This window comes from Saccharopolyspora dendranthemae (assembly GCF_007829955.1).
Classification (GTDB): Bacteria; Actinomycetota; Actinomycetes; order Mycobacteriales; family Pseudonocardiaceae; genus Saccharopolyspora; species Saccharopolyspora dendranthemae.
Genome location: NZ_VIWX01000003.1, coordinates 428,723 through 445,736, shown reverse-complemented (window position 1 = coordinate 445,736; position 17,014 = coordinate 428,723). Strand labels below are relative to the sequence as shown.

Annotated in this window: 23 protein-coding genes; 9 read left to right on the top strand and 14 right to left on the bottom strand. The window is 67.6% G+C overall.

The window, feature by feature from the left end; genetic code table 11:
• Window positions 1-8: 8 nt before the first annotated feature.
• Both FHU35_RS29340 and FHU35_RS17260 read right to left on the bottom strand, forming a co-directional pair.
• Window positions 9-188: a hypothetical protein gene (locus FHU35_RS29340; protein WP_186459474.1), complete on the bottom strand. Its 180-nt coding sequence runs from the start codon at window positions 186-188 to the stop codon at window positions 9-11.
• A 73-nt stretch (window positions 189-261) separates the two neighbouring features.
• The gene (locus tag FHU35_RS17260) at window positions 262-684 is read right to left on the bottom strand and encodes a GtrA family protein (RefSeq protein WP_186459473.1); all 423 of its coding nucleotides are present in this window, start codon (window positions 682-684) and stop codon (window positions 262-264) included.
• A gap of 98 nt (window positions 685-782) precedes the next feature.
• Between FHU35_RS17260 and FHU35_RS17255 the strand changes: the two genes are divergently transcribed.
• On the top strand, window positions 783-1,256 hold the full coding sequence (locus FHU35_RS17255; RefSeq protein ID WP_145740877.1) for an OsmC family protein: 474 nt from the start codon (window positions 783-785) through the stop codon (window positions 1,254-1,256).
• Between the two features lie 99 nt (window positions 1,257-1,355).
• On the opposite strand, the gene FHU35_RS17250 is transcribed toward FHU35_RS17255, so the two are convergent.
• Together FHU35_RS17250 and FHU35_RS17245 are read right to left on the bottom strand one after the other, a co-directional pair.
• The gene (locus FHU35_RS17250) at window positions 1,356-1,766 is read right to left on the bottom strand and encodes a hypothetical protein (RefSeq protein ID WP_145740870.1); all 411 of its coding nucleotides are present in this window, start codon (window positions 1,764-1,766) and stop codon (window positions 1,356-1,358) included.
• A 188-nt stretch (window positions 1,767-1,954) separates the two neighbouring features.
• Window positions 1,955-2,698, bottom strand: coding sequence for an MBL fold metallo-hydrolase (locus tag FHU35_RS17245; protein ID WP_145740868.1), 744 nt, complete (start codon window positions 2,696-2,698; stop codon window positions 1,955-1,957).
• Window positions 2,699-2,778: 80 nt separating this feature from the next.
• On the opposite strand from FHU35_RS17245, the gene FHU35_RS17240 reads away from it, so the two are divergent.
• Complete coding sequence (locus tag FHU35_RS17240; protein WP_145740865.1) at window positions 2,779-3,432, top strand: class I SAM-dependent methyltransferase; 654 nt, start codon at window positions 2,779-2,781, stop codon at window positions 3,430-3,432.
• Between the two features lie 45 nt (window positions 3,433-3,477).
• Here the strand turns inward: FHU35_RS17240 and FHU35_RS17235 are convergent, their stop codons facing one another.
• Entirely contained in the window at window positions 3,478-3,849 is a 372-nt protein-coding gene (locus FHU35_RS17235; protein ID WP_145740863.1) for an SSI family serine proteinase inhibitor, read from the bottom strand.
• Window positions 3,850-4,241: 392 nt separating this feature from the next.
• On the opposite strand from FHU35_RS17235, the gene FHU35_RS17230 reads away from it, so the two are divergent.
• From FHU35_RS17230 to FHU35_RS17220, 3 genes are read left to right on the top strand one after another with little or no spacing between them, the layout of a single operon-like run.
• A complete protein-coding gene (locus FHU35_RS17230) occupies window positions 4,242-4,802 on the top strand; it encodes a DinB family protein (RefSeq protein ID WP_145741489.1) in 561 nt (186 codons plus the stop codon).
• 39 nt (window positions 4,803-4,841) lie between these two features.
• A complete protein-coding gene (locus FHU35_RS17225; RefSeq protein WP_145740861.1) occupies window positions 4,842-5,282 on the top strand; it encodes an SRPBCC family protein in 441 nt (146 codons plus the stop codon).
• A 37-nt stretch (window positions 5,283-5,319) separates the two neighbouring features.
• Window positions 5,320-5,958 carry a LysE family translocator gene (locus FHU35_RS17220; protein ID WP_145740859.1) on the top strand — a complete coding sequence of 213 codons (639 nt, stop codon included), beginning with the start codon at window positions 5,320-5,322 and terminating at the stop codon, window positions 5,956-5,958.
• Window positions 5,959-5,984: 26 nt separating this feature from the next.
• Here the strand turns inward: FHU35_RS17220 and FHU35_RS17215 are convergent, their stop codons facing one another.
• Together FHU35_RS17215 and FHU35_RS17210 are read right to left on the bottom strand one after the other, a co-directional pair.
• Window positions 5,985-6,209 (bottom strand): GNAT family N-acetyltransferase, encoded by a 225-nt coding sequence (locus tag FHU35_RS17215; RefSeq protein ID WP_145740857.1) that lies wholly within the window; start codon window positions 6,207-6,209, stop codon window positions 5,985-5,987.
• A complete protein-coding gene (locus FHU35_RS17210; RefSeq protein ID WP_222429412.1) occupies window positions 6,206-6,769 on the bottom strand; it encodes a TetR/AcrR family transcriptional regulator in 564 nt (187 codons plus the stop codon). Before FHU35_RS17210 ends, FHU35_RS17215 begins: the two co-directional genes overlap by 4 nt.
• 83 nt (window positions 6,770-6,852) lie before the next feature.
• On the opposite strand from FHU35_RS17210, the gene FHU35_RS29335 reads away from it, so the two are divergent.
• Complete coding sequence (locus FHU35_RS29335) at window positions 6,853-7,047, top strand: hypothetical protein (RefSeq protein ID WP_186459472.1); 195 nt, start codon at window positions 6,853-6,855, stop codon at window positions 7,045-7,047.
• Window positions 7,035-7,763 (top strand): SDR family NAD(P)-dependent oxidoreductase, encoded by a 729-nt coding sequence (locus tag FHU35_RS17205; protein ID WP_145740853.1) that lies wholly within the window; start codon window positions 7,035-7,037, stop codon window positions 7,761-7,763. The genes FHU35_RS29335 and FHU35_RS17205 overlap by 13 nt, the downstream gene beginning before the upstream one ends.
• A 40-nt stretch (window positions 7,764-7,803) precedes the next feature.
• Here FHU35_RS17205 and dnaB read toward each other — a convergent pair whose 3' ends face one another.
• The 6 genes from dnaB to FHU35_RS30200 form a co-directional block, all read right to left on the bottom strand.
• On the bottom strand, window positions 7,804-9,201 hold the full coding sequence (dnaB, locus tag FHU35_RS17200) for a replicative DNA helicase (RefSeq protein ID WP_145740852.1): 1,398 nt from the start codon (window positions 9,199-9,201) through the stop codon (window positions 7,804-7,806).
• A gap of 494 nt (window positions 9,202-9,695) precedes the next feature.
• Window positions 9,696-10,148, bottom strand: a complete 453-nt coding sequence (gene rplI, locus FHU35_RS17195) for a 50S ribosomal protein L9 (protein ID WP_145740851.1) — start codon at window positions 10,146-10,148, stop codon at window positions 9,696-9,698.
• Between the two features lie 21 nt (window positions 10,149-10,169).
• Window positions 10,170-10,406 (bottom strand): 30S ribosomal protein S18, encoded by a 237-nt coding sequence (gene rpsR, locus FHU35_RS17190; RefSeq protein WP_093419808.1) that lies wholly within the window; start codon window positions 10,404-10,406, stop codon window positions 10,170-10,172.
• A 51-nt stretch (window positions 10,407-10,457) separates the two neighbouring features.
• Window positions 10,458-10,949: a single-stranded DNA-binding protein gene (locus FHU35_RS17185; RefSeq protein WP_145740849.1), complete on the bottom strand. Its 492-nt coding sequence runs from the start codon at window positions 10,947-10,949 to the stop codon at window positions 10,458-10,460.
• A 44-nt stretch (window positions 10,950-10,993) separates the two neighbouring features.
• Window positions 10,994-11,344: a 30S ribosomal protein S6 gene (gene rpsF, locus FHU35_RS17180; RefSeq protein WP_246110371.1), complete on the bottom strand. Its 351-nt coding sequence runs from the start codon at window positions 11,342-11,344 to the stop codon at window positions 10,994-10,996.
• Between the two features lie 380 nt (window positions 11,345-11,724).
• On the bottom strand, window positions 11,725-12,672 hold the full coding sequence (locus FHU35_RS30200) for a hypothetical protein (RefSeq protein WP_145740845.1): 948 nt from the start codon (window positions 12,670-12,672) through the stop codon (window positions 11,725-11,727).
• A 177-nt stretch (window positions 12,673-12,849) separates the two neighbouring features.
• On the opposite strand from FHU35_RS30200, the gene FHU35_RS17170 reads away from it, so the two are divergent.
• Together FHU35_RS17170 and FHU35_RS17165 are read left to right on the top strand one after the other, a co-directional pair.
• Window positions 12,850-13,617 carry a deoxyribonuclease IV gene (locus tag FHU35_RS17170; protein ID WP_145740842.1) on the top strand — a complete coding sequence of 256 codons (768 nt, stop codon included), beginning with the start codon at window positions 12,850-12,852 and terminating at the stop codon, window positions 13,615-13,617.
• A 64-nt stretch (window positions 13,618-13,681) separates the two neighbouring features.
• Window positions 13,682-14,998, top strand: a complete 1,317-nt coding sequence (locus FHU35_RS17165; protein WP_145741487.1) for a glycosyltransferase family 87 protein — start codon at window positions 13,682-13,684, stop codon at window positions 14,996-14,998.
• 70 nt (window positions 14,999-15,068) lie between these two features.
• On the opposite strand, the gene FHU35_RS17160 is transcribed toward FHU35_RS17165, so the two are convergent.
• Window positions 15,069-16,910 carry an acyl-CoA dehydrogenase gene (locus tag FHU35_RS17160; RefSeq protein ID WP_145740840.1) on the bottom strand — a complete coding sequence of 614 codons (1,842 nt, stop codon included), beginning with the start codon at window positions 16,908-16,910 and terminating at the stop codon, window positions 15,069-15,071.
• Between the last annotated feature and the right edge of the window lie 104 nt (window positions 16,911-17,014).

Below are 17,014 nucleotides of genomic sequence, written 5' to 3'. Positions count from 1 at the left end.
CTCGCGGGTCACCCGGAGCCGAGCCCCATCAGCGGTAGGCAGGGGGCGAGGCCTTCGACCTCGACCTGGACGGTGCGGTGGCGCTCCCACTGCGCGCGATCCAGGCGCAGCCGCCGCTCGATGGTCAGCCGGCCTCTGACGGCCCGGCGCTGGTAGCCGTCGGGTTGGTAGCCGAGCTTGGTGGACACCGCGTGGGACGCGACGTTGTCGTCGAAGGCGGCGGAGACCGCCTCCTCCGCGCCGAGGTGGAGAGCGCTCAGCTCATCCGCGGAAGACGAAAGTTCGCTGGGCCAGGAAGTTGAACGCCGTCCCCACGGCTTGAGAAATCGCCCAGGCCAGGGTGATCCGCCAGACGGGTTCCGGGAGCAGCTGCAGCGACAGCGCGTTGACCACGCCGACCAGCGCGAACGTCACCGCCAGCACGATCGCCAGGGTGATCACCTCGCGCGAGTTGCGGCGCGAGGTGAAGGTCCAGCGGCGGTTCACCAGGTAGACGGCGGTGCTGCCGATGCTGAAGCTCAGCACGCGCGCCAGCTCCGGCACGACGCCGAGCACGAGGATCAGCTGAAGACTGCTGAAGTCGACGACCGCCCCGCCGAGGCCGACGATCCCGAACCGGAAGGCCTGCGAGAAGAACCCCGCGCGGTTCGTCTCCCGAGGCGCGTCCGCTGCGTTGGAAACCACTCGTCCCCCCAGGTCACAGCTCGAACGGAGCGACCGTAGCAGCGCCGTCGCAGCTCGCATCAGCGCCTTCCGCCCGGACCGCTGCCTAGACTCGCCGCATGGCGGAATCGCACGGGTACGACGTTTCGATCGACTGGACCGGCAACCTCGGGACCGGGACCGACACCTACCGGACCTTCAGCCGAGCGCACGAGATCCTGGCCGGCGGGAAGCAACCGATCGCCGCCTCCGCCGACCCCGCGTTCCGGGGCGACCCGGCCCGCTGGAACCCGGAGGAGCTGCTGGTCGCGACGGTCGCCCAGTGCCACATGCTCTGGTTCCTGCACCTGTCCGCGAACGCCGGGGTCATCGTCGTCGACTACTCCGACGACGCCCACGGCGTGATGACCATGGACGAGCGCGGAGGCGGTGGCCAGCTCACCGAGGTCACGCTCCGCCCCCAGGTGACCGTCACCGACACCTCGATGATCGAGACGGCGAACGCGCTGCACGGGAAGATCCACGAGGTCTGCTTCATCGCCCGATCGGTGAACTTCCCCATCCACCACGAGCCTCACGCCCAGGTGCTCTGACCACACCAGGTTCCGAGGAACGCCTCGGGAAATGCGAGCACGCCGCCGGCGAACGAGTAGTGGCCCGCATTGCGCCGAGCCACCACTCGTCGCGTCAGATCAGGGCCGGAGGTTGTGACTGCACTCCCGCGCAACCCACGCGAACGCGGTGGGGTGATCGGCGCTGTCGTACACGTGCACCCAGCGAGAGCCGACGACGCCGTCGCCGCAGTCGTACGTCCCGCCGACAACGACCTCGTTCGTCGCGTAGATCGTGACCTCGGGGTTGGAAGCGAGCTTGCAATCGAGGTTCACAGCGCCGAGCGCGGCGCTCCCCGTCGTCGGCTCAGCGCGAATGGCAGCGGTCCCGTACTGATCGTTCGCGCAGATGGGATTGTTTCGCTTCGGCTGGACGCCTTCGGCCGTCTCGCCTGCTTGTGCCGAGCCGGAAAGCGCGAGTAGGGCACCGGCGGCGAGCAGGGCAGCAAGACTGGAACGCATCATCACTCCACAAAGGATGTCGTCGGGCAACACGTGACTCAACTCGTGTTGGAGTTCGAGGTGTCAAAGGATCACACGACGTGTCGATCTTTGTGGGAACCTTGGGTTCGGCGTCACTCGGACAGACCAGCGCTCGTCAGACAGCACGACCGCTCAGTCGCCACCTGATGCCCTCCCGGAGCTGACCGTCGCGCACGCCGGGCGGGTTCCGGCCGCGCCTACTGATCGACACCGATCGGGACCGCGAGGCCTTCCTCTGCCGCGAGCACTTCTCCGCCGAACTGCGATCGTGCTGCGGCCACGGCTGTCCCGCGGTCGTTGCCCGGCCAGAAGTGGGTGAGCATCAGCCTTTTCGCGTGCGCGAGCTCGGCCCACCTCCCGGCTTCTGCCGCGGTCAGCAGGTTGCGTTGCGGAAGATCTGTCTCACCTGGACGTTCGGTGGCCTCGACGATGAACAGGTCGGCGTCTCGGCCCAGTTCGGCGAGGCTCGGGTCCGGCCCGGTGTCACCGGTGTAGGCCACCGCGAAGTCGCCGTCCTGCAACCGGATTCCCGCGTTGGGCACGAAGTGCGGCAGGTCGAGACCGGTCAGTTCGAACGGCCCGACCCGGTAGGCCCCGGGAAGCGGCTGCTCGTCGAAGACCGCTCGCAGGTCGACGTCGGGTTCCAGCCCCGCGAGCCGGTCGAGCACTCCGGGCGGGCAGTACAACGGCAGCTTCGCTCCGCCGCCGTAGAACCTCGCCCGGAACAGCCCGTGCAGGTCGATGCAGTGATCCGGGTGCTCGTGGGTGATCACCACGGCGTCGACGCGGCCGTCCGGCCAGTGATCGAGGAGCCTCGGCAGCGTTGCGTAGCCCAGGTCGAGGACCACCCGAAAGCCGTTCCAGTCCAACGCGAACCCGCTGCAGGCCCTGCCCGGCTCCGGGAAGGCCGCGCAGCTGCCGAGCACGGTGACGGTTCGCATGCCCTCCAGGATGCCCGTATTTCGGTGGACGTGTCTGGGACGATGTTGCGGTTCTGATGTTCGCGGAAAGTGGGGGAACGATGGATCCGAAGGACGCCGACGCCAGCAGGTTCGCCGGGGAGGCGCTGTCCCGAGGCGAGCCCACGGGCTGGTTCGAGCCGCTCTACGCGGCCGCTTCCGGCGGAAGTGCCGTGGTGCCTTGGGATCTGGAGGCGCCGCACGGACTGCTGCCCGGGTGGGGACGAGATGTGGACGGCTCCGGGCGCTCCGCGCTGGTGGTCGGGTGCGGGTACGGGCGGGACGCCGAGTACCTCGCTTCCCTGGGATTCCGGACCACGGCGTTCGACATCTCCGAGACCGCGATCCGCGACGCTCGCGCGCGCCACGCCGGTTCCACCGTCGACTACGTGACGGCTGATCTGCTCGATCCGCCCGCGGCGTGGATCGGCGGTTTCGACCTGGTGATGGAGTCGATCACGGTGCAGTCGATGCCGCTGTCGTTGCGCGCGGAGGCGACCGAGCGGGTCTCGGCGATGGTCGCGCCGGGCGGGGAGCTGCTGGTGATCTCGGGAATCCGCGCCGAGGGCGACGAGGTGGACGGCCCGCCGTGGCCGCTGACCCGCAGCGAGATCGATGCCTTCGCCACCGGCGGCCTGCAGCCGAAGCGGATCGAGCAGGAGCCGCTCCCGGCGAACCCGGACGTGCGCTCCTGGCTCGCGACCTTCACCCGTTAGAGCACTGCTCGGCGGGCTCTCGCGCGAGCCCGCCGAGCAGGGACCTCAGAGTTCGAAGACGACGCCGGTCTTGACCTGCATCGTGCAGCTGTTGGAGAACGTCTGCGTGTAGTTGATCTCCTTGCCGCGCCACTTGCCCTCGATCTTCGCGGTGACGGGCTGGTACTGCATGGTGCAGACCTTCGAGACGTTCGCCTGCATGGCGGTGAAGTCGCCGTTGACCTTCTCCAGCTCCTCGCAGGCCTTCGCGGCGTGCTGGTGCGTGCCCCCGGCCGGGTGACACTTGAGCTCACCGAACTGGGTGGCGGTGATGTCCTGGCCCTGGACTGTCAGGCGCATCGTGCTCTCGGCGGGCGCCGCGCTGGCGACCCCGGGGACGATGGCGGTTCCGGCGATGATGGCCGATGCGAGAAGCACTCGGCGAGTCAGTTTCGCAAACACCGTTCCTCAACTCTCCTGTTGGGATGTCGGTTCAGCTGGGATTGAGCACGAGAAACCTTCTGCGCGCCAACGGTTTCCCGCGAGTTCTGGACCCGATCGACGTACCCGCCACACCGGTGCGACACACGCTACTGCACTACCCGCGGTGAACCCCGTGTCACCCAAACCGGGGACGCCCCAACGTGCTTCACGCACGAGTAGTAATCACGTCTACTGAGGACCAGTCACTTCGTCCGCCGATTCCCGCGGAAATCGACTGGATGATTTCCATTGAAATCCGCGTGCTCGGCACCGGCAACTTCGACGATCGCGGTCGGTCACCGCCCGAACGGCTGCCGTTGTCCGCCGCAGGTGCCAGGCTGGCGAACATGGACGCGAAGGAATTCAACTGGCCCCAGGCTCTGCGCGAGCAGTGGGAGTGGCACTGGACCAACCTGATCCGGCCGCGCATCGAAGGACTCACCGATGAGGAGTACTTCTGGTCGCCGGTCCCGAACAGCTGGAGCGTCCGGCCGCGCGGCACCTCGAACGCGCAGATCCAGGCAGGGGCCGGCGACCTCACGATCGACTACGGCTTCCCCGCACCGGACCCGGCACCGTTCACCACCATCGCCTGGCGGCTCGGGCACGTCATCGTCGGCGTGCTCGCCATGCGCAACGCCGCGCACTTCGGCGCCCCGGAAACCGACTACGACTCCTGGGAGTACGCGGGCGATGCCGCCACCGCGCTCCACCAGCTCGAATCCCAGCTCGACGTCTGGCTCACGGGAGTCAGCGGCCTCAGCGAAGCCCAGCTCCGCGAACCGGTCGGCGACAAGGAGCCCTACCCCGACGCCCCCTTGGCCGAGCTCGTCCTGCACATCCACCGCGAACTGATCCACCACATGTCCGAGGTCTGCCTCATCCGCGACCTCTACGCCCACAGCTGACGGCTTCCGGCCGCGCAGATCGGCTGCTTGAATCATGCCGTGAACGACTACACCGTGAGCAGTCAACGCGAGATCGCCGCCGACGCCGAGCGGATCTTCGACCTGATCGCCGATCCGTCGCACCAGCCGCACTGGGACGGCAACAACAACCTCTCCCAGGCCCCGGCAGGTCAGCGCGTCCGCGCCACCGGCGAGGTGTTCACCATGACGCTCACCAACGGAGGCATCCGGGAGAACCGCGTCGTGGAGTTCGAAGAAGGACGCCTGATCGCCTGGCTCCCCTCGGACGCCGGTCAACCCCCCGCCGGTCACCTCTGGCGCTGGGAGCTGGAACCGATCGGCGAGGGGCGCACCCTGGTCACCCACACCTACGACTGGTCCCAGCTGAAGGACGAGAAGCGCCTGGTCCGCGCCCGCGCCACCACGCCGGAGAACCTCAGGTCCTCACTGGACAACCTCGCCAACCACGCCGAAACCTGACCGCCCGCTGGTTCCCCGCCGAGTAGCCTGCGTGACCGTGAATGCCAGTGATGCCTGGATCGACGTGAGCGTCCTGCCCCCGTTCGTCGCTGCCGTCCTCGTCCTGCTGCTCGCACCCGGACCCGACATGGCGTTCATGGTCGCCACCGGGCTCCGCGACGGTCGGACCGGAGCGGCGCGCGCAGCTGTGGGCATCACCGCCGGAGTCAGCGTCTACGTGGTGCTCACCGCGCTCGGTCTCGGCGCGTTCCTCGCCACAGCACCCGGAGTCATCGACACGATCCAGCTGATCGGCGCCGCCTATCTCGCCTATCTCGCCTGGACGACCTGGCGGAGCAGCGGTGAGCCCTTGGAGGTGACCACCGCGCAACACACCGGGGTGTTCCGCCGGGGCTTCATCGTGAACATCTCCAACCCGAAGATCATGCTCTTCTTCACGGCGTTCCTCCCGCAGTTCCTCGGCGAGGCGACTGGAAATCCGGTCCTCCAATTGCTGATGCTCGGCTTGCTGCTGCAAATCCTCGGCCTCGCCGTGGATCTCGCAATCGGCTTCGCCGCAGGCACGTTCCGCACCCGAGTGCTCGAACGAGACAACGTCCGAAAGCTCCTCGAGCGCTTCGCGGCTACGGTTTACGGAGCACTGGCAGCCGTCCTCATCGCCGACACGACGCGCTGATCCCCGATTCCCGCGCGTGCCCGAGATCAGAGTTCGAGGAACATCAGGATCTCGTCGCGCGTGTCATCGGGGGAGAGTCGGAGCGCGCCCGGCCACCGGCCGATCTCCTTCCACCCGAGACGTTCGTAGAAAGTGCCCAGTTCCCATCTCGTCCCGGGCCACGCGACAGCCTCGTCCGGGGAGGAGCGCGCGATTCTGCACATCCCCAGACACGGCGCTGAATCGGGCCGGACGGGAACCTCTTCCGTCACTCTGTGAAGGTGGCGGGTTTCCCGGGGAGTTCGGGCCCGGACTTCGCGGTTCCGGCGAGAAGGATGGCGAGCACCCGGTCTCGCTGGCCGGTGCCGGCGTGGAGGTCCAGACAGTTCTGCGTCATCCCGGCTGCGGCGGTGGCGAGGAACGGCACATCGGTCCATGACAGGTCCGGGCGCACGGCACCGGCCTGTTGTGCTCGTTCAGTCGCCCGGCGAACGAGATCGCGCAATCGTTCGCGCGCCTGGTCGGCCTCGAGACTCCCGCCCTGCGCGGTCAGCGCGTCCGACAGCCCCTTGTTCTCCACCTGGGACAGCGTGAACGCCCGCAACAGCGCGGCGAAACCCCGACCCGGATCGGGATCCTCGAGCGCAGCCCGCGCCTCGTCCTCCAGTTCGCCGATGACCTCCAGCAGGATCGTCTCGAGCAACGCCTGCCGGGACGGGAAGCGCCGGTAGAACGTGCCCGGACCGACACTGGCCCGTTTGACGATCTCGTTGGTCGACACCTCAAGTCCGACTTCCGCGATGGCCTCCCGCGCCGCCGCGACCAGTGCCACCTCACTTCGCCGGGCGTCCGCCCGCAGTCCTGCCATGCACTTCACGCTAGACGGAGAATGGTTCTCCGTCTAGCGTCGACCGCATGAGAAGACGGGTGCGGCTGCTCACCGGTGCGTCCGGCGGCCCCGGCGCGGCGCTAGCGCGAGCGGCCTCGACGCCCAGGGACGAAGTGGTGCCGATCAGCCGGAAATCCAGGGAACACCCTGTGCAGGTTCGACAGGTCGTCGCCGCCCGTGCCCGCCAGCTGGCCGACTTGGAGACCCGATGGATCGTCTGACCGGAAAGACCGCGTTGATCACCGGCGGCAGTGAGGGAATTGGCCTTGCCATCGCCACTGCGTTCGCGCGAGAGGGGGCGAACCTCGTGGTCCTCGCCCGCGACAGGCAGAAGCTCGACGCCTTGACGTTGACGAACACGCGCACCGTCGCCGTCGACCTCAACGACGAGGACGCACTCGTCACCGCTGTCGAATCCCTGGACGTCGACGTGCTCGTGAACAACGTCGGCCTCGCGCAGATGCCGCCGCTGGCCGAACTCACCAAGTCCCAGTTCGACGCGATGGTGCACCTCAACCTGCGCGTGCCGGTGCTGCTGACTCAGCTGTTGCACGAGCGGCTGACCGCGATCGTGAACATCTCCAGCTACTGGGCGGACAAAATGGTCGCCGGCCGCCCGTCCTCGGTCTATTCGGCCACCCGCGGCTCGCTCAACTCGCTCACCAAGGCGCTGGCCAACGAGCTCGCTCCGCACGTCCGAGTCAACGCCATCGCACCCGGCTCAATCCACACGCCGACGTTCGAACGCGCGCATCTCGCGCAGATGACTGCGGACCAGCGAGCGGAATACGAGCACTACGTCCACGACGCGTATCCGGCCCAGCGGATCGGCGAACCCGAGGACGTGGCCGAAGCCGCCGTCTACCTCGCCTCAGACGACGCCCGCTGGGTGACCGGCACAGTGCTGCAGGTCGACGGGGGTTTGACGGTCAGGTAGTGCTCACGCTGCCCCACTTCGAGAACCCACTGGCCGGTGACTACTCCTGGGCCATGTCGACGAAACGGCTGTAGTGGAGCTGGTGGGCGACCGTGATCGTGGCCGTGGGGCCGGCACGGTGCTTGGCGACCATCAGGTCCGCCTCGCCCATGCGCGGGTCATCGCGTTCGAAGGCGTCGGGGCGGTGGATCAGGATCACCATGTCCGCGTCCTGCTCCAGCGAACCGGATTCGCGCAGGTCGGAGAGCTGCGGCTTCTTGTCCGTTCGCTGTTCCGGACCTCGGTTGAGCTGGGAGATCGCGACCAGCGGCACTTCGAGCTCCTTGGCCAGCAGCTTGAGGTTTCGGGAGAACTCCGAGACCTCCTGCTGACGGGACTCGACGCGCTTGCCCGAGGTCATCAGCTGCATGTAGTCCACGACGATGAGCTGGATGTCGTGACGCTGCTTGAGACGCCGGGCCTTCGCGCGGATCTCCATCATCGTCAGGTTCGGCGAGTCGTCGACGTAGATCGGCGCTTCGCTGATCTCGCTCATCCGGCGGGCCAGCCGGGTCCAGTCGTCGTCGGTCATGCGGCCACCGCGCATGTCGCCCAAGCGGATGCGCGCCTCGGCGGAGAGCATGCGCATCACGATCTCCGTGCGCCCCATCTCCAGCGAGAAGATGACGCTCGCCATGCCGTGCTTCACGGACGCTGACCTGGCAAAATCCAGTCCTAGTGTGCTCTTGCCCACACCTGGCCTCGCCGCGACGATGATCATCTGGCCTGCGTGGAGGCCGTTGGTCAAGGCGTCGAGGTCCGCGAAGCCGGTGGGGATGCCCTGGGACTCGCCGCCCCGGGACGCGATCGCGTCGATCTCGTCCATCGTGGGCTGGAGGAGCTCCTCCAGGGCGTGGTAGTCCTCGCTGGCCTTGCGCTCGGTGACGTCGTAGATCGACGCCTGTGCGCGGTCCACGACCTCTTCGATCGCCGCGCCCTCCGAGCCGTGGTAGCCCAGCTGCACGATGCGGGTGCCCGCCTCCACCAGGCGGCGCAGGATCGCCTTCTCCGAGACGATCTCCGCGTAGTAGCCGGCGTTCGCGGCCGTGGGAACCGTGGAGATCAGCGTGTGCAGGTAGGGAGCACCGCCGACCTTGACCAGTTCCTGGCGGCGCTCCAGCTCGGCGGAGACCGTGATCGCGTCGGCCGGTTCACCACGGCCGTAGAGGTCCAGGACGCAGTCGTAGATCGCCTGGTGCGCGGGCCGGTAGAAGTCGCTCGGACTCAGCGCCTCGACCACGTCGGCGATCGCGTCCTTGCTCAGCATCATGCCGCCGAGCACGGACTGCTCGGCCGCCAGATCCTGCGGGGGCTGGCGCTCGAACGTGCTCGCAGCGCCAGGGGCTCCACCGCTGTCGGTGAAGTACGGGTCGTCCTCCCGATCGTCGGGAACCGTCACCGGACCCCGTCACCTCCTCCGCCAGCAGCCTTCTCGCCCGTGCAACCCACGTGGCCGAACCTTCTAGTCCTCCCGCGTCCACGCCACGTGCGTACTGAGACTCACCGTAGGCATGGGCGTCCGCGCGCGAAGTTAGATCGCCCGCATAGAGCAGGCAACTCAAGTTGTGGATAAACCTCGGGACAACCTGTGGATAGCTTGATCCGAGGTGGGGATAACTCCGGACAGCGTTTCGGGCCACTGGGGACAACTTGGGGACAAGTAGCCTTGATCGACTAGAAACCCCAGTTCAGAGCCTGCGGATAAGCTGTGGAAGAAATCCGTGGAAAACTCCCGGCGTGTCGCCACCATCGGCGTGTCGCAATCAACAGCGGTGCGTGATCAGCGAGAGATCATCGTGACCGCCAGTGCGCGGCCGGGACACGGCATCGCCCACCCCGTCACACGAATGCCGGAGCGGGCGATGCCGTTGTGAGAAGTCCGGTACTACCGGGTCACTTGTCGCCGGTGACCTGGACGTTGACGTTGGCCGTCACGTCAGGGTGCAGCTGCACATCGACGATGTGCTTGCCCAGCGACTTGATGTGGCCGCGCAGCGAGACCGAACGCTTGTCGATGTTCGGGCCACCGGCCTTGCGAACAGCCGCGACGACGTCGCCGCTGGTGATCGAGCCGAACAGCTTGCCCTGCGGGGAGACCTTGGCGGTCAGCGTGACCGCGTCCAGGTTCTGCAGCTGCTGCTTGAGCTCGTGGGCGTGCTCCAGGTTCCGCACGCGGCGGTTCTCCTGGACGCGGCGGATGGTCTCCACCTGCTTCTGCGCACCCTTGGTGGCCACGATGGCCACGTTGCGGGGCAGCAGGTAGTTCCGCGCGTAACCGTCCTTGACCTCGACGATGTCGCCGGACTCGCCGAGACCGGACACGTCAGCAGTGAGGATGATCTTCACGACGTGATTCCTTTCTCTTGATCAGCGAGCAGTCGAGGTGTAGGGCAGCAGAGCCATCTCACGCGCGTTCTTCACCGCGATGGCGACGTCGCGCTGGTGCTGGCTGCAGTTGCCGGTAACCCGGCGGGCACGGATCTTGCCGCGGTCGGAGATGTACTTCCGCAGCAGCGTCGTGTCCTTGTAGTCAATCAGCGTGGCCTTGTCCTTGCAGAACACGCAGACCTTCTTCTTCGGCTTGCGCACAGGCGCCTTGGCCATGGGTCTTCCTCCTGAACGAAAAACTTCCTAAGCGTTAGCTGCGACGAAGCGTCAGAACGGCGGTTCGTCGCTGAAGCCGCCACCGGATCCCGCCGGCGGGGCCGAACCCCACGGGTCGTCGGCAGGCGGACCGGACGGGGCGCTGCTGCCGCCGCCGAAACCGCCGCCACCGCCACCGCGGCTGACCTTGTTGACCTTGGCGGTGGCGTAGCGCAGCGCCGGGCCGATGTCATCGACCTCGAGCTCGACGACCGTGCGCTTCTCGCCTTCCTTGGTCTCGAAGGACCGCTGGCGCAACCGACCCTGTGCGATCACCCGCATGCCCCGGGTCAGCGTCTCGGCCACGTTCTCCGCAGCCTGCCGCCAGATGTTGCAGCGCAAGAACAGCGCTTCGCCGTCCTTCCACTCGCCGCTCTGGCGGTCGAAGGTCCGCGGCGTGGACGCGATCGTGAAGTTCGCGACCGCAGCACCGGACGGGGTGAAGCGCAGCTCCGGATCGGCGGTCAGGTTGCCGACCACCGTGATTACCGTTTCACCAGCCATGACCTGGGGACTCCAGTCTGGTCGTTAGCGGGTACGGACCTGGATCAGGCAGACGCCTTGGCGGCACGGGCCTTGGCGGCGCGCGCGACCTTGCGGGGCTCAACGATCTTCCGCTGGACCTTGGTCCGCAGGATCGACTCGTTGAGGTTCAGCTGACGGTCCATCTCCTTGACGGTGGCCGGCTCAGCGTTGAGGTCCAGGACGACGTAGATGCCCTCGGAGTTCTTGTTGATCTCGAAGGACAGCCGACGACGGCCCCAGACATCGACCTTCTCGACGGTGCCACCGTCGTTGCGGACGACGTTGAGGAAGTTCTCCAAGGACGGAGCGACGGTGCGCTCGTCCTGGCTCGGGTCCAGGATGACCATGAGCTCATAGTGACGCATGAAGACCATTCACCTCCTGTGGACTCACGGCCACGGACTTTCCGTGGCAGGAGGGTCGTTCGCGTCAACGAACCCAGCAAGGCTAGCAAGCGGGTCCGACACTCCAACGATTGGCCCACTCAGCGGTACAAAAGCCCCGAGCAACCGGCGAAGCCGGTTGCTCGCCACCCGGCGACCAACCCACGTCAGGCAAGCACCGAAGGTGCTTTCTCAGTACCCCGAGCAAGCAACCGGCACCGCCGCGGGTTCTGAGCGGCTCTCTGGTGAGGACAGCCGCAGCGCCGCGTATCCACTCATACTCAAGTCGCGGATCCCGGAGCCAGAGAGCCGCTCAGGTTCCGCTACCCGCACCGCCCCGCAAAGCGACCACGGAGCTGTAAAACCCGAGGTCAATGACGACGAAGAACCCAGGTGCGGACTAGGGCTGCCGTGACTACCGCCAACGAGACAGCGGCGATGAGGACCGGGAGGGCCACTCGCTCGGAGACCTCGGTCGGGAGGGCTTCTGCCTGGCCGGCGGCGCGGATCTCGTCCTGCTCGTCCTGCACGCGCTGGCGCTCCTGGGCCTGGCGAGCCAGGTCACCGACGTTGGGCGCCATACCGGGCGCCGTGCCGGGCACCTGGCCGTAGCGGGCCTGGGCCCACGGCAGCGAGGCCCCGCGCAGGCTCGGCGGCAGCATGCTGACCGCGGCCGGAGCACCGCTGGCGGTGGGCATGGTGGGCACCGGGCTGGTGGCGGGTGCGGACGGCGGCGGTTCGACCGGCGCGGGGGCCGGCTGCGGCTGCGGGGTCTGCGAGGGCTGCTCCGGCGGCGGCTGCTCCTGGGACGGCGGCGGAGCGGGCTCCTCCTCGTCCGGCTCCGGGGCGTTGACCGTGAGCGAGTTGCCGAGGCTGACCAGGTTGGTGAAGTGGAAGCGGACCGATTCCACCTTGTCCTCGGGCAGGCCGAGGGAGCTCAGGCGCGACGTGGCGGCCTTGGCGATCTCGCGGCCGGAGAAGGAGTTGGCACCGGGCTCGGCGGTGCCGAGCGCGATGGGGCCGCTGGCGGCGAACTGCTCGGCGGCGTCGGAGGCGGGCCCGAACGCCAGCGGCATCGCCAGCAGGACCGCCTGGTTGACCTTGAAGTCGAGCGTCTTGGGCAGCACCGAGATCTGCTGGCCGACCTCGCCGGAGACGATGGCGATGGGGTGATCGACGACCAGCGGCTCGGACGCGGCGGCCGTTCCCATTCCCAGGCAGCTGCCCGCGAAGATCGCCAGACCCGCGACACCTGCCGAAACGGTGCGACGGAGCGCGCTCGGTTTGATCAGTGGGTTGGGGTTTCCCCTGGCACCCATGGTTCGCCCTCCCGCGATCGACTCCGAATCGAGAGACACTGTCTCAAAGCTCCTAACGCGTGAATACCGCCTTTGGTTGCGGCCATCCGGCAAATCCGTTGATGTTCCACAGTGTGGAACAGCCCGGTTCGCCCCGGATCCCGGGCCCGGACGACTCGGACGAATAGACTGCGGACCATGCGTATCGGCGCCCACGTTCGCGATGACGACCCGCTGACCGCTGCCGCTGAGCGCGGCGCGGAGGTGGTGCAGTTCTTCCTGTCCGACCCGCAGGGGTGGAAGGCGCCGAAGCCGCATCCTCAGGCTGAGCAGCTGCGGGGCAGCGACGTCGCCGTCTTCATCCACGCTCCGTACGTGATCAACGTGGCCTCGTTGAACAACAGGATCCGCATCCCATCGCGGAAGTCCGTCGCGCAGCAGGCGAAGGCCGCCGCTGAGGTCGGCGCGCAGGGGCTGATCGTGCACGGCGGGCACGTCACCAAGGACGACGACCCGGCCGAGGGCATCGCGAACTGGCGCAAGCTGTTCGAGCGGCAGGCGGCCGAGGGCGGTTTCGAGGTGCCGATCCTGATCGAGAACACCGCGGGCGGCGCGAACGCGATGGCCCGGCGGTTCGACGTGCTCGACCGGTTGTGGGAAGCGGTGGGCGAGTTCGGCGCGGGGTTCTGCCTGGACACCTGCCACGCGCACGCCGCGGGCGAGGACCTGCTGGACGTGGTGGACCGGGTCAAGGCGATCACCGGCAGGATCGACCTGGTGCACCTCAACGACTCGCGCGACGCGTTCGGTTCGTCGAGGGACCGGCACGCGAACATCGGTTCGGGCAACATCGATCCTGAGCTCCTGGTGGGCGTGGTGTCGAAGGCGGGTGCGCCGGTGGTGGTCGAGACCCCGGGCGAGGGGCAGGCCGCCGACATCGAATTCCTCCGCTCGAAGGCGAGCTGAACGGCGGTTTCCCGGCATGACCGGGTGAGAGGAGCCCGGTATCAAGGTCGCGCGGGGCTTGACTGTGTCGGCGTTGGCGGTGCTGTGCCTGCTGACAGCGGTGACTCTGGCGTTGGGGTACGCGAACAAGGCGCGTTGCACCGGGCCGGAGTTCAACGAGTGGGGCCGGTCCGGCCCGGACTACCAGTCGCGCTCGTATCGCGACGTCTGCTACTCCGACGTGCAGAACCTGTGGGTCGGCCGCGACATCGATCGTCACGTCTTCCCCTACGTGCACGGGGGCATCGACTCGGACGGGTCGTTGTGGGGCGGTGTCGTGGAGTACCCGGTGCTGACCGGCGTGCTGATCTGGGCGGGCGCGCTGCTGGTGAACACCGACGCCGGGTTCCTGCTCTCGTCGGCGCTGCTGATGGCGCCGTTCGGGTTGGCGGTGGCCTGGTGGCTGGGGCGGTTGAGCCGCTGGCGGGCGTTGCTGTGGGCGATCGGCCCGCCGGTGGTCCTCTACGCGTTCCACAACTGGGATCTGCCGGTGGTGGCGAGCGCGGTGGCGGCGGTGTTCGTGATGCATCGCTGGCGGGAGTCGCTGGCGCGTCGTTCGACGGTGGCCGCGGTGCTGCTGGGGCTCGGGTTCGCGTTGAAGCTGTATCCGGCGATCTTCGTGCTGCCGCTGATGTTGTACGTCTTCACCGAGGGAGGCAAGGACTGGCGGGGCGCCTTGCGGGTGGCCGGTTCAGCGGCGGGAACGGGCCTGCTGGTGAACGTCCCGTTCGCGCTGGCGGGTTTCCAGGGCTGGGCGGCGTCGTTCGAGTTCCAGTCCCGGCGTCAGGTCGACATCAGCACGAACTCGGTGTGGTACTGGGGTTTCCGGAACTGGACCGGTGACGACGGCTTCCAGAACGCGATAGACGTCGTCTCGCCGGGACTGATGCTGGTGTCGTTCGCGCTGGCGTGCTGGATCGGCTGGTTGCGGTACGAGCGGACCGGAACGTACCCGTGGGTGCAGGTGTCGGCGGCGATGCTGTGCGGGTTCCTGCTGCTGCACAAGGTCCACTCGCCGCAGTACACGTTGTGGTTGCTGCCGTTCTTCGTGCTGGTCCAGGTGCGCTGGGGCTGGATCGCGGCGTACCTGCTGGCGGACTTCGCGATGTGCACCGGGGTCTTCCGCTGGCTGTACCTGAACAACGAGGGCATCCCCAGCGGCATCCACGACGGTTTCACGGCGCAGGCGCTGATGATCGGCGTCTGGGGCCGGGCGGCCCTGCTGGTGGGTCTGTTCGCGGCGTTCCTGTCGGCCCGCACCACGATCCACCGCGAGGAGCCGGTGGCGGAGGTCCCGGCCGCGCCCTCGCCGACTCCCGCCAGGAACGGGAGCCTCAGCTGAGCAGGCCTGGAGATGAAGCGGGACCCGCGGCTGCGCGCCGCGGGTCCCGCGTTCTTCTGAGGGGTCCGGATCAGAAGACGGACTCGTCGAGCTCCATGAGGGAGTTGTCGGCGTTCTCGATGGTCTTGCGACGGCCGGTGAGCTCCGGCAGGACGTTCTTGGCGAAGAAGCGGGCGACCGCGACCTTGCCCTGGTAGAACGACTCGTCCTTGCCGGCGCCGGCGTCGAGCGCGGCGAGCGCGATCTCGGCCTGCTGCAGCAGCTTCCAGCCGATGAGCAGGTCGCCGACCGACATCAGGAACGACACGGCGTGCTGGCCGACCTTGTAGATGTTCTTGATGTCCTCCTGGGCGGAGGTCAGGAACTCGAACAGGGTGCCGAGCTGGCCCTGGGTGTCCTGCAGGGCCCGGGTGACCAGCGCCCGCTCTTCCTTGAGGCGCTCGTCGGCGTCGGTGGCCTCGAGCGTCTTCTGGATCTCACCCGCGATGTGGCCGATGGCCGCGCCCTGGTTGCGGACGATCTTGCGGAAGAAGAAGTCCTGCGCCTGGATCGCGGTGGTGCCCTCGTAGAGGCTGTCGATCTTGGCGTCGCGGATGTACTGCTCGATCGGGTAGTCCTGCAGGTAGCCGGAGCCACCGAGGGTCTGCAGCGAGTGCGTGAGCATCTCGTAGGCCCGCTCGGATCCGACGCCCTTGACGATGGGCAGCAGCAGGTCGTTGACGGCCTCGGCGAGGGTGACGTCGGTGCCGTCCTGCTTGCCCTGGGCGATCTGGTCCTGGTAGTCGGCCGTGTAGAGGTACACGGCGCGCAGGCCCTCCGCGTAGGACTTCTGCAGCATCAGCGCGCGGCGCACGTCGGGGTGGTTGGTGACGGTGACGCGCGGGGCGGTCTTGTCGGTGCTGCGGGTCAGGTCCGCGCCCTGCACGCGCTCCTTGGCGTAGTCGAGGGCGTTGAGGTAACCGGTCGAGAGGGTGGCGATGGCCTTGGTGCCGACCATCATCCGCGCGTACTCGATGACCTGGAACATCTGCGCGATGCCGTCGTGGACCTCGCCGAGCAGCCAGCCCTTGGCGGGGGTGCCGTGCTGGCCGAAGGTGACCTCGCAGGTGGCGGAGGCGTTGAGGCCCATCTTGTGCTCGACGTTGGTGACGTAGACGCCGTTGCGCTCGCCGGGCTCACCGGTCTCGCCGTCGAAGTGGTACTTCGGCAGCAGGAACAGGCTCAGGCCCTTGGTGCCGGGCTTGGACTCGATGCCCGGTCCTTCGGGGCGGGCGAGCACCAGGTGCATGATGTTCTCGGTCATGTCCTGGTCGGCGGAGGTGATGAAGCGCTTCACGCCGTCCAGGTGCCAGGTGCCGTCCTCCTGCTGCACGGCCTTGGTGCGGCCGGCGCCGACGTCGGAGCCCGCGTCGGGCTCGGTGAGGACCATGGTGGCGCCCCAGCCGCGGTCGATCATGAGCTCGGCCCACTTCTGCTGCTCCGGGGTGCCGTTCTTCCAGAGGATCGTCGCGAAGTTCGGGCCCGCCATGTACATGTACACGGCCGGGTTGGCGCCGAGGATCAGCTCACCTGCGGCCCAGTTGACGGTCGGCGGGATGCCGTAGCCACCGAGCTCGTCCGGCAGGCCGAGGCGGTACCACTCACCGTCCATGACCTGCTGGTAGGACTTCTTGAAAGCCTCGGGCAGGGTCACCGAGTGGGTGGCCGGGTCGAAGTGCGCGGGGGTGCGGTCACCTTCGACGAAGGACTCGGCGAGCGGGCCGGTGGCCAGGTCGTTGAGTTCGGTAAGCACGCCGCGGACGGTGTCCTGGTCGGACTGCTCGAAAGCGCCCTTGCCCAGTCGCTCCTGCACCTTGAGGACCTCGAAGAGGTTGAACTCGAGGTCTCGGACGTTGCTCTTGTAGTGGCCCATCGAAGGCTCCCTCTTGCGCGCTGCTGCGGGTGGGCCCGGCTACGAGCCCTTACTCGTCGGTAACAAGAGGGTATTACCTGGCGGTAACTTCTGTCGAGGCGACC